Origin of the sequence: Paenibacillus sp. FSL P4-0127, assembly GCF_038007325.1 — a bacterium.
GTDB lineage: Bacteria > Bacillota > Bacilli > Paenibacillales > Paenibacillaceae > Fontibacillus > Fontibacillus macerans.
The window spans coordinates 40,235-53,358 of record NZ_JBBOWY010000004.1; the positions used below are offsets into that span (position 1 = coordinate 40,235).

The 13,124-nt window shown below is 50.9% G+C and carries 16 protein-coding genes; all 16 read left to right on the forward strand.

Annotated elements, in window-relative coordinates:
* The first annotated feature begins 1 nt into the window (after position 1).
* Positions 2-916: a replication protein gene (locus NYE74_RS33115; protein ID WP_341005607.1), complete on the forward strand. Its 915-nt coding sequence runs from the start codon at positions 2-4 to the stop codon at positions 914-916.
* On the forward strand, positions 843-1,184 hold the full coding sequence (locus NYE74_RS33120) for a hypothetical protein (protein ID WP_340929163.1): 342 nt from the start codon (positions 843-845) through the stop codon (positions 1,182-1,184). The genes NYE74_RS33115 and NYE74_RS33120 overlap by 74 nt, the downstream gene beginning before the upstream one ends.
* Positions 1,181-2,497: a replicative DNA helicase gene (dnaB, locus tag NYE74_RS33125; RefSeq protein WP_341005608.1), complete on the forward strand. Its 1,317-nt coding sequence runs from the start codon at positions 1,181-1,183 to the stop codon at positions 2,495-2,497. Before NYE74_RS33120 ends, dnaB begins: the two co-directional genes overlap by 4 nt.
* Before the next feature lie 5 nt (positions 2,498-2,502).
* Positions 2,503-2,826, forward strand: coding sequence for a hypothetical protein (locus NYE74_RS33130; RefSeq protein ID WP_341005609.1), 324 nt, complete (start codon positions 2,503-2,505; stop codon positions 2,824-2,826).
* Between the two features lie 16 nt (positions 2,827-2,842).
* Positions 2,843-3,277: a hypothetical protein gene (locus tag NYE74_RS33135; protein WP_341005610.1), complete on the forward strand. Its 435-nt coding sequence runs from the start codon at positions 2,843-2,845 to the stop codon at positions 3,275-3,277.
* A complete protein-coding gene (gene dnaN, locus NYE74_RS33140; protein WP_341005611.1) occupies positions 3,274-4,416 on the forward strand; it encodes a DNA polymerase III subunit beta in 1,143 nt (380 codons plus the stop codon). The genes NYE74_RS33135 and dnaN overlap by 4 nt, the downstream gene beginning before the upstream one ends.
* 242 nt (positions 4,417-4,658) lie before the next feature.
* Positions 4,659-5,084 (forward strand): hypothetical protein, encoded by a 426-nt coding sequence (locus NYE74_RS33145; RefSeq protein ID WP_341005612.1) that lies wholly within the window; start codon positions 4,659-4,661, stop codon positions 5,082-5,084.
* A gap of 20 nt (positions 5,085-5,104) precedes the next feature.
* Complete coding sequence (locus NYE74_RS33150; RefSeq protein ID WP_341005613.1) at positions 5,105-7,612, forward strand: DNA methyltransferase; 2,508 nt, start codon at positions 5,105-5,107, stop codon at positions 7,610-7,612.
* Positions 7,613-7,890: 278 nt separating this feature from the next.
* Entirely contained in the window at positions 7,891-8,100 is a 210-nt protein-coding gene (locus tag NYE74_RS33155) for a hypothetical protein (RefSeq protein WP_341005614.1), read from the forward strand.
* A 2-nt stretch (positions 8,101-8,102) separates the two neighbouring features.
* Entirely contained in the window at positions 8,103-8,426 is a 324-nt protein-coding gene (locus NYE74_RS33160) for a hypothetical protein (RefSeq protein ID WP_341005615.1), read from the forward strand.
* A 208-nt stretch (positions 8,427-8,634) separates the two neighbouring features.
* Entirely contained in the window at positions 8,635-9,084 is a 450-nt protein-coding gene (locus tag NYE74_RS33165) for an ASCH domain-containing protein (RefSeq protein WP_341005616.1), read from the forward strand.
* On the forward strand, positions 9,081-10,073 hold the full coding sequence (locus NYE74_RS33170) for a DUF5131 family protein (RefSeq protein ID WP_341005617.1): 993 nt from the start codon (positions 9,081-9,083) through the stop codon (positions 10,071-10,073). Before NYE74_RS33165 ends, NYE74_RS33170 begins: the two co-directional genes overlap by 4 nt.
* A 180-nt stretch (positions 10,074-10,253) precedes the next feature.
* Positions 10,254-10,742 (forward strand): hypothetical protein, encoded by a 489-nt coding sequence (locus NYE74_RS33175; protein ID WP_341005618.1) that lies wholly within the window; start codon positions 10,254-10,256, stop codon positions 10,740-10,742.
* Positions 10,743-10,798: 56 nt separating this feature from the next.
* Positions 10,799-11,290 (forward strand): ArpU family phage packaging/lysis transcriptional regulator, encoded by a 492-nt coding sequence (locus NYE74_RS33180; RefSeq protein WP_341005619.1) that lies wholly within the window; start codon positions 10,799-10,801, stop codon positions 11,288-11,290.
* A gap of 28 nt (positions 11,291-11,318) precedes the next feature.
* Entirely contained in the window at positions 11,319-11,486 is a 168-nt protein-coding gene (locus tag NYE74_RS33185; protein ID WP_341005620.1) for a hypothetical protein, read from the forward strand.
* 87 nt (positions 11,487-11,573) lie between these two features.
* Entirely contained in the window at positions 11,574-13,112 is a 1,539-nt protein-coding gene (locus NYE74_RS33190; protein ID WP_341005622.1) for a recombinase family protein, read from the forward strand.
* Positions 13,113-13,124: the final 12 nt, after the last annotated feature.

A 13,124-nucleotide genomic window follows, 5' to 3' on the forward strand; every position in this document is an offset into this window, starting at 1 on the left:
CATGGCGGACGTCCAGAAGGAAAACGGGTTTACCCCGGTGGCTCATGAACTGATTGAAGCAGCGGCTAAGTTCAAATTCAACGCCACTCAGTTCAGGATCATATTGATTGTATGGCGTTACACATACGGTTTCCACCGGAAAGACCATGATTTCTCACTCTCCTTTTTGCAGGAGAACACAGGCCTCCCGGAGAGCTCGATCAAAAGAGAGACTTCAAACCTTATACGCTATAACGTCTTGGTCGTCACTCAAAAAGAAACGAGTGTTAAACCGCGGAGGCTGTCCTTTAACAAAAATTATGATGAATGGGAAATTCAAAAAAGCGGTGATTCGATGGATGAACAACTTGATCTGTTCTCGATTCCCGGGGTATCAGATTTGAACCCCCCTAATGATGGGGATAGGGGTATCAGATTTGAACCCCCTGGGGTATCAGATTTGAACCCTCAAGAGCCGGTTTTGGGGTATCAAAAGAGACCCCCAGATAAAGATATAAGTTCTTTAAATATAAGTTTTAAAGATAAAGAAGCTCTCTTCGATGAGTTTTACAAAATCTATCCAAGAAAGGTGAGTAGAAAAAAGGCCCGAGAGTCTTGGAAGAGATTATGTAAGCACAACTCATTTAATCCGGACGAAGCGATCGCCTTTACAAATAACTTCGTAGAAACCTGCAAGCTGCTCGAGACCGAAACCAAGTTCATTCCATACCCAGCCACCTATTTAAACCAAGAGAGATGGAAGGACTATCCTACCGTTGATCCTGAAGGATTGGCTTCGAGCAATAACGATACGCTATCCGAAAATCTGGACTTCTTAAAAAAACAGATGGGGGGTGCCGGCGTTGACGGAGAACGAGGTCAGCTTAATTCTGGCGAAGGCTACTGCGGCCTTCCCGAACAGCGCCCCGAATCTTAGCAAGAACCCTGGCATATTCCGCCTGTGGTGCGAAATGCTTGCCGATATCGACGGGGAAAGGGCGCTTCGGAACCTGAATCATTACATCCAAACGAAGCACTTTTTCCCGGAAATCTCTGATATCGTACGGGCCGATCTGGAGGAGCAAACCGACTATGAGCAACAGAAGCTCGAAACCACTCTGCTCCTTGAACAAAAGGAGAATTGGTGGGAAAATGCCACTCCACCACCTGAGAACATCTTAAAGAAATGGGGTGCGCGGCGATGAACGGACTTTACGAAGCGGAAACGGCAGTCCTGGGGAGTTTCCTTCTCCAGCCGGATTTGATAGATGATTGCTACCTGACGGCCGACGATTTCGGTGCAGATGAACGGCATTCCCTGATTTTCCGGTACATGAAATTTGTCTACGAGCAGGATGGGACGATCGACCTTACACTCATGGCCGCGCGCTCCGGGTCCAAAATGATGCGCATGGGCGGCATTTCATACCTTAGTCAATTGTCTTCCTCCGTTCCGACGGCGGCGCGATTCGAGCAATACCAAGCAATCATTCGAAATGCATACATTCAGCGCGAATCCGCCGCGGTAATGGAGGCCATGGCCGTAAAAGGGCAGCAGGACGGAATAGACGTTCAAAAGCATCTTGCCGATGCCCGGGCGAAGTTGGAAGAACTGGCCGAGCTCGCCCCCAAGCAGAAAGGTGCCGGGTTGATCAAAATGGCGGACGTGCTGGATGGACACATCGAGGATATCCAGGAGCGGGCTAAAAAGAAGGGTATGACCGGGCCATCTACGCTGTCCAAGAAGCTCGACAAAATGACAGGTGGCCACCAGAAAGGTGATTTCGTGATCGTCGCAGCGCGGCCGAGTATGGGGAAAACGGCTTACATGGGGAATGATGCCATATCCGTTGCTCGCTCGGGAGCAATCGCCGGGATATTCTCGGCGGAGATGAAGGCGATCACCGTTACGGAACGATTCATCTGCTCGCTGGGCAATCTCGACAGCCATAAAATGCGGTCCGGTGGCTTCTCGGATACCGATTGGGAGAAATACAGCTACGCGAGGGATGAACTCGACCGGCTCCCGATCTATATTGACGAAACGCCTGGAATGACGCTGCAGCATATTCGCAGCGAGGTCAAACGCCTGGTTAAAGAGAATCCGGGAAAACGGATCGTGATCTACATCGATTACCTTCAGCTGATTCCGTCCGGGATGAAGTTCCCGAACCGAAGCGAGGAGGTTTCTTATGTCAGCCGCAGCCTAAAACTAATGGCCCGGCAATACGGCATAACGGTCGTTGCATTAGCCCAGCTTAGCCGGAACGTCGAGCAACGCCCCGATAAACGGCCAATGCTTTCGGACCTGCGCGAATCCGGTTCGCTGGAACAAGATGGCGATATTATCATCTTCCTTTACCGGGACGACTACTACAACAAGGATTCTGAGAAAAAGGGCATAGCCGAGGTGATTATCGCCAAAGGGCGGAATATCGGCACCGGAACCGTTGAAATGTGGTTCCTTCGCCAGTTCTCGAAGTTTTCTGATGAAGAGCCTGTTAAGAAGGCTGGGTGACCGAAATGGCAAAAATTCCTGAACGAATTGATAGCGACGAGGAGTTTAACGAGCTATGCGGCCGGATGGTTAAGTGCGCAGAATTGATCGAGGACCCACTGAGCACTCCGAGGGAAGTGGCCGCATATAAAGCCGCCTACGATCGGATGTGGAAAGTGGCCGAAGAATACCGGCTCCGGGATCGGGGAGTGAGTTTTTACCCGGGCGCCGTCACTCCGCCGCCTGAAACCGCACCCGCGGCCGCAAAGCCGCCGGCGAGCAAACCAGTAGCAGCTCCGCCGGACACGGGCAAAAAAATCGATATTGGGGCCTGGCTGGATGATGACTGAAAGGAAGGTGAACGGAATGAGAGACGTATCTATCCGCAAGCTTTTGAAACTGCCAGTTCTCTTTGAATATGACAGGTATGAGCTGGAAGAAGAGCTGATCTCTATGAAATGCGAGCGCAAATATGGATTCAACAAATGCCCAATCTGTGGAGAGGAGCTTTACAACAGATCATGGAGTGAAGAACACTGGGGCGTGGTCGAAACGATAACACTATGCGGCCGTAGCTCTGAGGACACACACTTTAAAGACCATTTTTCCTATGGATATACCGACTTGATCGCCGGGAATTTTGAGGCGAGTTATAACCACAAGACGCCTAACGATGAAGTTGAAAGACTTAGAGCGGAATGGTTGTTGGCAGCTACAGCCTACAAGAAGCGTTGTAAGAAAAATAGAAAATTGTCCTATCGCAAGGCAAAAAGCCAACAAAGGAGGATGAAACGGGCATGAAAATCCGTATTTCAAAGCAAGAACTGAACGAGGCCGTCCAGCATGTCTCCAAAGCAATCAGCAACAAGACGACGATCCAGATCCTGACTGGCATCAAGTTGGAAGTTGAATCAGATCAGGTTACGCTCACGGCGAGCGACATCGATACGACGATTCAGGCATTCATTCCGATAGAGGCGGCCAGCGGTTCGGAGATCGTCACAGTGGAGCAAACAGGCAGTGTGGTGCTCCCGGCCAAGTTCTTCATCGATATCATAAAGAAGCTGCCGAAAGACTCCGTCGAGATCGAGGTGGGGGACGGATTTAGCACCAGGATTAAGTCGGGCCGGACAGATATCGAGCTGGTTGGAATGGAACCGGAGGAGTTCCCGAAGGCGCCGGCGGTAGACGATGATCTGACCTTTGCGATAGCGGGGAGTAAGCTCAAGGAGCTGATTCGGTCTACGGTGTTCGCGGTTTCTACCAACGAAGCTTCCCCGATTCTTACCGGGGTGCTATGGAACCTCGACGGCGGGCGGCTAAAGCTCTTAGCAACCGATCGGCATCGTCTGGCCAGCGTAATTGCCGCTATTGATGCACCAGAGGACATGAGCTTTCATAACACCGTCATTGCCGCAAAGACGCTTAATGAACTGGTCAAGATCATTCCGGATCAGGGCGATGTCGAAATCTCGGTAGGCAATAGCCAAGTGCTATTCAATGTCGGAGCAGCTCACTTTTACACCCGCCTGCTGGACGGCACTTTCCCGGACACATCGAAGATCATCCCGACCGCGTTTAAATCGGAGCTGGATGTGAGCTCCAAAGCGTTCGAGTCGGCTCTTGACCGGGCGTACCTGTTGGCCCGAGAGGAGAAAACGAACATCGTCCGAATGAACGCTGCGGATGACGGGGCGGTACGAATTGAATCTACATCCTCCGGGGTCGGCAAGGTACTTGAGGAATTGGAGGCCGACAAATTTACGGGCGAACCGCTGCGGATCGCGTTCAACTCCAAATACATGCTGGATGTGCTGAAGGTGGTTGAGAGCGAGCAAATACACATCGGATTCACAGGACCGATGAGCCCGATCATCATCCGGCCGGGAGGCGGCAGCGATAGCCTATATCTGATCCTGCCGTATCGTGTTCCGGTATGAGGCACGTCGGAATCGACCCGGCCACCCATACGGGATTCGTTGCCATCGGGCCTGACGGCAGACTGATCGGTTGGACTGAGTTTGTCGCAAAAGGAGCTTCGCCGCCGGCCCGCATAAATATGATCCTCAATGAGGTCTATCGACACCTGAAGCCAGACGATGACGTCTGCATAGAGGGTTTCGCGATGGAGGCCCAATACGATACGAATAAGGTTTCGAGCGGATTCAATTGGGGGGCCAGGTTGGCAACAGATCGTAAAGTCGGCGGTTTTATCTCGGCAACTCCTAATCAATTGAAAAAATTCGTGAATGTTGCCGAGTGGGAAGGCGAGCCAGGAAGCAAGGTGAAGCTGGACGGCAAAGAAGTTAAACGCCGAGTAATGGCTGCAGTTGAATCCCACTGGGGCGATAAGCCACGAACAGACAACATCGCTGATGCCTATGTACTTGCCCGGATCGCCGAAGCTGTATACAACGTCAAGCGCGGCGAAGAATTGGATGCTTATCCGAAATACCAGCGAGAAGTCATTATGGCGATCATCGATCCAGGCTCGGTTAAGAAGCAAAAGCCAAAGCCAAAGCCAAAACCAAAAACGACCAAACGGCGCGGGAAGACTGCGGCGGCGGACGGTCACACCCATGTGACGGAACAAACGTTCTTATTTTAGACGAAAGGAGGGCCTGATCTTTGAATTACATTGATTTCTTAAAAACCAAAATCGAGATAGCCAGGGAGACGGGGTTCATGGTCTCCCCGGATGAAATACATCCCGTACTCAAGCCACATCAGCGGGGCGGGGTCGCTTGGGCACTCCGCGGCGGCTGCCGGGCGTTGTTCGAAGCCTTCGGGCTAGGAAAGACAGTTCAGGAGCTGGAGTTCTGCCGGCTGGTTATGAAGCACAAAGGCGGCAAGGCGCTGATCATCCTCCCGCTCGGGGTGAAGCTGGAGTTTGAGAATGACGCCGTGAACCTGCTGGGGATGGAGAAACCGGAATACGTCCGGACCATGGCGGAGGTAGAGGGCGCCGTCGGCTCCATCCTTCTCACGAATTACGAGCGGGTTCGGGACGGGGACATCGATCCGACTTACTTCACGGCCTGTGTATTGGACGAGGCGAGCGTGCTGCGTGGATACGGCACCAAGACCTATCAAACGTTCCTCGACAAGTTCAAAGGCGTCCCCTTCAAACTGGTCTGCACGGCCACGCCGAGCCCGAACAAATACAAGGAGCTGATCCATTACGCCGGCTTTTTAGAAGTCATGGACACTGGCCAGGCGCTGACGCGGTTCTTTCAGCGGGACTCGACCAAGGCCAACAACCTGACGCTGTACCCGCATAAGGAAACGGAATTTTGGCTTTGGGTATCAACCTGGGCGCTGTTCATCACCAAGCCGAGCGATTTGGGGTATTCCGACGAGGGGTATGACCTGCCGCCGCTCGATATCCAGTACCATGAGCTGCCAGTGGACCACAGCGAGGCCGGAGCAGAGCGGGACGGACAACTGCTTTTACTACGGGATGCGGCCATGGGACTTAAGGATGCGGCTCGGGAGAAGCGGGAAAGCATCTGTCAGCGGGTCGCCCGGGTGGTGGAGATCGTCAAATCCAACCTGCCGGAGCAGATCGTTGTATGGTGCCATCTCAACGACGAGCAGGACGCCATTGAGCGGGCGCTGGCCGCCGAGGGGATCAGCGTTGCCTCCGTTTACGGAAGCCTGCCCCATGACGAGAAAGAGCAGCGAATTCTGGATTGGAAGGCCCGGAAATACATCGTGCTCCTGTCTAAAGCGGAGATATTAGGATCCGGGGCCAACCTGCAGCAAAGCCATATCGAAGTCTTTGCCGGCATCGATTATTCATTCAATGACACAATTCAAGCCGTCCACCGGATTTATAGATTTGGCCAAAAGCACCCATGTGAGGTCCATTTCATCCACATGGATAGCGAATCGGAGATCATGAAGACTCTCCTGGAGAAATGGCGGCAGCATGATTATCTGGTCGGTAAGATGGTGGAAATCATCAAGAAATACGGGCTATCGGGAACATCAGTCCTCGACAAGCTGGCCCGCACGATTGGAGTTGAGAGAGTGAAATTACAAGGCGAACGCTGGACGGCCGTGAATAACGATTGCGTACTGGAGGCGGAGAGCATGCCAGCCTGCAGCGTCGATCTGATTCATACGTCCATCCCATTCAGCAATCATTACGAATATACGCCGTCATACAACGATTTCGGCCACAACGAGGACACAGAGCGGTTTTTTGAGCAGATGGACCACCTGACGCCGCAGCTGCTCCGGATCTTGAAGCCTGGCCGGGTAGCGGCAATCCACGTCAAAGACCGGGTCCTATTTGGAAATGCAACCGGCGACGGCATGCCGACCATGGAGGACTTCCACGCGGACTGCATCAAGCATTACAAAAAGCACGGTTTCCGCTATTTTGGGATGATCACGGTTGTAACGGATGTGGTCCGGGAAAACAACCAGACTTACCGCCTCGGGTGGTCGGAGCAATGCAAAGACGGTAGCAAAATGGGCGTCGGCTGCCCGGAATACATTCTGTTATTCCGCCGGCTGCCAAGCGACACCAGCCGAGCATATGCCGACGAACCGGTCACCAAAACCAAAGAGGAGTACACCCGGGCGCAATGGCAGATCGACGCGCATGGGTATTGGCGATCCAGCGGGGACCGGCTGCTGACCAAAGATGAGCTCGCCGCGGTTCCGGTGGATAAGCTGCAGGATGCATACCGCAAATACTCGAGGGGCAACGTCTATAGCTATGCCGAACACGTGGAGTTTGCGAAGAAGCTGGACCGGGACGGAAAACTGCCGGCTACCTTTATGGTAGTTGCTCCCGGATCCTGGACGGATGAGGTGTGGGACGACATCAACCGCATGCGGACGCTCAACACCACGAAAAGCCAGCGGCGCCAGCAAATGCACGTTTGCCCGCTCCAACTCGACATCGTGGAGCGGATCATCAACCGCTACAGCAACCCCGGTGACCTGGTATTTGACCCGTTTGGCGGCCTGATGACGGTTCCCTACATGGCGGTCAAAATGGGGCGCCGCGGCTACGGGGTAGAACTCAACACCGACTATTACCGAGACGGGATTGGCTACCTGCAGGCTGCGGAAGCCGAGGTTGAAATGCCTACGCTATTCGACATCGAGGGATTGGCATGATACGGCAGCTGACCCACGAAGAATGCATGTCGCTTCTGGCCGGCATAAGACAATCACAGCCCGGCGATTGGACGCATGACTTGTACATCATCCACGTCGGCCCGGCCAGGTTTGTGGAGCGACTGCTGTTACCAGACGGTCAAGAGTTTGTTTACTTCCGCACAGAGGACGGCGCAGGGGCCTGGCCGGGGCCGAACTGGGACAGGTTTGCGGTGCCGAGAGTGATAAAACCGACTGTAGTTGAACAATTAACTCTATTTTGAGGGGAGCTAATCAATATGAAGAAACCAAAATATAAAAAGTCTGGATTAAAAGAGGGCGACCAGGTAGTAATGCACTCTTGCTACGAAGCGAGGAAGGAAAAATACGCCGGGACGGTGTGGACAGTAGATTCAGAACCTTGGGATTTATGTGGGTCGGAAGTGGTGAGGCTTAAGGGTTACAGCGGCGGTTTTGCCACGGAATTCCTCAGAAAAGTGGAGGGCTGAGCATGGACTGGAACAAGCTCGTAACCGATTTACGAGAGGCTAACGCCGCGGCAAAAGCTGCGGCTGACGCGGTAGACGATGGCGGCACGGCGAACCTGGATTCGGTTTTCCTACGGCTCCCCCGGCAGCGTGAGGCAAAGGTACTACTAGCCATCATTGATGCCGGATTATATTGCCGAGCCAAGCGCGAATGGATTGGCCCCGGATACATGATTCCCCCGACAAGCGGGGGCCAGGGAAACAAGCGGGCAATGGCTGTAACTGTTATGTGTGATGAGCTGAGAAATAGAGGCTGGGAAGTATTTCCCTTTCGTAAGGCGGACTGATGGCCAGCGGCTGCATCCTTGGCGATTGCTATATTTGCGGCTATGGGGTTTATGAGGACGAGATAGCTCGGACTGGCGACCATATGCGGCATTCCACTTGTAAGGGGAGCCGCACCTTGCGCCAGGAAAACGAGGCGCTACGGCGAGAGTTGGAAGAGTATCTCCGCTGGAAGAACAACGAAATTAGTTTAGGGGAGGATGTGCCTAAATGAAAGCCATAACGATACTCCAGCCCTGGGCGACGCTGATCGCCCTCGGCGAGAAACGATTTGAAACCAGAGGATGGGCCACGAAGCACCGGGGCCCGCTCGGGATTCACGCCGGCAAGAAGGTGGACCGCTCTGCCTGCGAGCAACCGGAAATCAAGGCGGTACTCGCTCGGCATGGGTACACGGCGGATAATTTGCCAACCGGGGCGGTGGTGGCCGTAGCAAAATTGAATGAATGCTTTCAGGTATATCGGGATGTATTGGGCGGCGTGGTTGTGTTGGAATCCGAGAATCGGAAGACTCATTTCAGCACTTTGGATAATGAATATCATTTTGGGTGGTATGAAAAGGGGCGCTATGCCTGGGAGATTACTGACGTTCGCCGACTGCCCGAGCCGATCCCGGCCAAGGGCATGCAGCGGCTTTGGAATTGGGAGGGCCGGCCATGAGCGACAAAACAGGAATTGAATGGGCTGATGCTACTTGGAACCCGGTCACCGGCTGCACGAAGGTATCGGAGGGCTGCCGCAACTGCTACGCTAAAATGTTCACGGAAAGGTTTCAGGGCACGCCGGGGCATTACTTCGAAACAGGATTTAAGGTTACTCTTCGGCCGGAGAAGCTGGACCAGCCGCTGCGGTGGCGGCGCCCGCGGCGAATATTCGTCAACAGCATGAGCGATTTGTTTCACCCGGACGTTCCGGACGACTACATCGATCAGGTTTTTGCGGTTATGGCGTCGTGCCCGGAGCATACTTTCCAAGTCCTGACGAAACGGCCGGAGCGGATGGCTGAATATTTCAGGCTCTCAAACCGGAAAGAAAAGATTGCAGCATGGACCGGAACGGGTGGAGTATACCAGGCACAAGTGGGAAATGAACGACGTGCTGAAGGAATGGCTTGGCCCCTCCCCAACGTCTGGCTCGGCGTCAGCGTGGAGAACCAGAAGGCGGCAGGCGAGCGTATTCCGCTGCTGCTCCAAACGCCGGCGGCGGTACGGTTCCTCTCCTGTGAGCCGTTGTTGGGACCGGTTGACATGTCGAAATGGCTGCTCACTCCTGGGTGGAAGCCGTCATATTACGACCCCGACAACATTCACGGATACCCGAATGCGGAACCGACAAACGAGTTTATTAATTGGGTCATCGTCGGCGGAGAGAGCGGCCATGCCGCCCGCCCGATGAATCCGGATTGGGCGAGAAGCCTGCGGGACCAATGCCAGACGGCAGAAGTCTCATTCTTCTTCAAGCAGTGGGGAGAGTGGGCGCCGGGAGGTAACTTCGACGAACATATACCCGCGAGTGTTGCTTATGATTTTGGGACTCGTTCGCCTGACGATGAGATGGTTTGGAAAGTCGGGAAGAAAGCCGCCGGCCGTATTCTGGACGGTAGAACGTGGGATGAGTTCCCGAGGGAAGGTGATAAGGATGGCGTGTAAGGCTGCTGGAAAGTACGATCCTGATACAAATAGATATCGTTGCTGGCCTATCATTCGCAGGCACCATCGCGGAGAGTGGGGATGACAAAAAGCTTTCGCAGCTTCTGGCATACATCTGCTGCGCGGCTATCGTAGCAATCGCAATTATTACGATTAATTCATAGAGAGGGGAAATTATACATGACTACTACAATCAAAGCCTTATTTAACAAGCAAACTCGCGACAGCAAAAAGGAATCTATGACCTTCTGGGTCAAGGGTGAGGACGAGGAAAAAGAGGAGCTTCGGGCACTTTCACGCAGCGTGGTTACGCTGGAAATTGAGGGCTTGGGAGATGTTAAAGTCGAGGCGGAATTCAAGAAGCTAAACCGTGATGACAAGAAAACTGTGCTGGAATTTGAGGTCAAGGGCGGCACATCCGAAGAGAGCAGCAGCGCCTTTTACAGCCGATCCGGCACGGACGTTGCCCTCACCATATCTAAGACCAACCAATCGGTTGAGGAGTTCCGGGAGCATCAGAAAAAATACCGCGAAGGGCTGAAAGGGAAAATCAACCAAGACGGAACGGTTGAGGCGGACGATCCAAACCAAGGAAAGCTTAATTTCGACGAAGAAGATGATCCGATGGCCGGCGTAGGCTCCAAAAGCGACGATGACCTGCCGTTTTGATGCCGGCCCCGGCTTCGGCCGGGGAATTCGTTACCTTGGAGGCGAGGTGATTACGGATGCAGGAAGAATTTGATTTTAAAATTCCTAGATTAGATGATTTGGACGGGTCCAAAACTCAGAAGGCGATTGAGGCAGTATTTGAAAAATACCGTTTTTATAAATCGATCACTTTTGATGAGCGGGAGCCAACCATGACAGCGAGTTATGAGGATCGGCCAAGTGGACCAACTAATGTTACCAGCGACCAAACGGCCAATGTAGCGGTCTTTAATGTGGATGAGCCAGCGAGACGGAGAATTTTCATACAAAAGATCGAGCGAGCTGTGTCCAAACTTCCTGTCCAAGAAAGGTTACTCATCTCAAAAAGGTATATGGAGGACGACTATAAGCGGGATTACCAAATTTATGACACGGAAATGCCCATGTCTAAAACAAAATATACAAACTTGAGGTTAAGGGCATTTTATCGGCTCGCTTTTACGCTTTCGGATTTCCGTATCCTCAATATTCAAACCTTGGTAAAGCACATAGAGGACGAGCAACAGTGAATAAAATGTTTCAAGGGAGGGAGGTCGAATGAAATTTACTTATACCGAAAAAGACGGAGACCAACCTGCATATGAATGGTTAGCAGTAAAAGTTAAAGAATATGCAAAATCTAAGTATGGTATGGAATTAGACATAGTCGTATTGCCTGATAGAGAAGTAGAAAAATCAAATAACGATGAGGAGACCTCTGCATAAGAGGTCTCCTTTTTAGTTAATGATACATTGAAAAAATTAATGGGTGTTGTTAGAATTAACTAAAAAACCTTAGGGGTGAGAAGCGGATTGGAAACAACGAATAAGATCCCATGTGGAATCTATGCCCGGGTAAGTACGGACAAGCAAGGCGATTCGGTTGAAAATCAATTAAGCCAAGGTGAGGAGTTTATCAGCCGGCTCGGAGATACATATTACCTCGATGAAGAGTGCATTTTTGTAGATAATGCTGTTTCAGGATACTATACGAGCGTTTTTGATAGAGAGGCCATGAAAAACGCTATCGAAAAAGCAAAGAGTGGTCAGTGTAAAGTCTTAGTATTCAAAGAAGTGAGTCGTGTTGGCAGAGATAAGCAGGAAAATCCGGCGATCATCGGGATGTTTGAACAATATGGGGTACGGGTTATAGCGATTAACGATAATTATGACAGTAATAACAAAGACAATATTACCTTTGATATTCTGTCTGTCCTTTCCGAGCAAGAAAGCAAAAAAATATCGGTTCGGGTTAGTAGCGCTAAAAAACAAAAAGCACGTCGTGGACAATGGAATACGGATGCCCCCATAGGTTATAAGCTGAATAGCGAAACAAAAAAACTGGAAGTTGATCCTGATTCGAGTCATGTAGTGCGAACGATTTTTAATTTGTACACGGAGCAAGGCATGGGGACTTTTTCAATAGCAAAAACTTTGAATGACAAGGGGGAACGTACGCGTGACGGAAACTTATTCAGCAGGACTTCAATTAATCGAATTCTGAAGAACCAAGCTTATATTGGCCATACTGTTTACGGAAAAAGGAGAAACGTTCTTCAAAGAAATTATGATGATACCGGCAGGATGACAAAAAAGAAAGTTGTACAAAAAATAAAACCTTCTGATTGGACGATAGTAAAAAACACGCATGAGCCTTTGATAAGCGAAGAAGTATTTTATAGAGCACAAGCCATTCTAAACGAACGCACACATCACAGAGAGCCACGGCGAGCGTATCACCCATTAACTGGGATCCTGTTTTGTAAAAAGTGCGGCCAAGGCATGGTATGTCAAAAACGTTCTTTCAAAGATAAAGAATATCGGTACTATATTTGCAAAACTTACCACAAATACGGTAGAGATGCATGCCCTCAAGCAAATGTTAACGCTGATGAGTTGGAGTCGGATGTAATTGAAATTGTTCGAAATCGGGTAAGAACGTTAGATAAAAACAAACTAGCTGCATTCAATAATAGGAATAGCGATATCGCTCGTCTTGAGGAAGATAAGAAATCCAGAATGAAACTTCTCGACAGGCTGTACAGAGACCAACGGGATCTTTTTGATCAAAGGGATTTGTTCCCAGAGGCTATGTATAAGGAGCAGATGATTGAAATAAAGACGAAAGCTGAGGGTATCGAGGAAGAGGTAAATATAATTAATAATCAAATTTCAGCTATACAGGCTGTGGCGAATGAAACGGCCAACATTTACAAAATAATTACGGAATTCTTGGAACTCGACACATCCGATATAGGGAGATTAAGAACCCTCCTTCATGAATTAATTAAAAAAATCGATCTTGAGAACAATCATATCGATATTGAGTACAGGATTAAACTATTTAGTTAATTGTGAATCAAA

Bases quoted from the DNA above. Each gene is read 5' to 3' on its own strand.
- NYE74_RS33185 (WP_341005620.1), top strand. From the start codon at position 11,319: ATGAAATTTACTTATACCGAAAAAGACGGAGACCAACCTGCATATGAA.
- NYE74_RS33115 (WP_341005607.1), top strand. From the start codon at position 2: ATGGCGGACGTCCAGAAGGAAAACGGGTTTACCCCGGTGGCTCATGAA.
- NYE74_RS33135 (WP_341005610.1), top strand. From the start codon at position 2,843: ATGAGAGACGTATCTATCCGCAAGCTTTTGAAACTGCCAGTTCTCTTT.
- dnaB (WP_341005608.1), top strand. From the start codon at position 1,181: ATGAACGGACTTTACGAAGCGGAAACGGCAGTCCTGGGGAGTTTCCTT.
- NYE74_RS33160 (WP_341005615.1), top strand. From the start codon at position 8,103: ATGGACTGGAACAAGCTCGTAACCGATTTACGAGAGGCTAACGCCGCG.
- NYE74_RS33130 (WP_341005609.1), top strand. From the start codon at position 2,503: ATGGCAAAAATTCCTGAACGAATTGATAGCGACGAGGAGTTTAACGAG.
- dnaN (WP_341005611.1), top strand. From the start codon at position 3,274: ATGAAAATCCGTATTTCAAAGCAAGAACTGAACGAGGCCGTCCAGCAT.
- NYE74_RS33180 (WP_341005619.1), top strand. From the start codon at position 10,799: ATGCAGGAAGAATTTGATTTTAAAATTCCTAGATTAGATGATTTGGAC.
- NYE74_RS33155 (WP_341005614.1), top strand. From the start codon at position 7,891: ATGAAGAAACCAAAATATAAAAAGTCTGGATTAAAAGAGGGCGACCAG.
- NYE74_RS33175 (WP_341005618.1), top strand. From the start codon at position 10,254: ATGACTACTACAATCAAAGCCTTATTTAACAAGCAAACTCGCGACAGC.
- NYE74_RS33165 (WP_341005616.1), top strand. From the start codon at position 8,635: ATGAAAGCCATAACGATACTCCAGCCCTGGGCGACGCTGATCGCCCTC.
- NYE74_RS33170 (WP_341005617.1), top strand. From the start codon at position 9,081: ATGAGCGACAAAACAGGAATTGAATGGGCTGATGCTACTTGGAACCCG.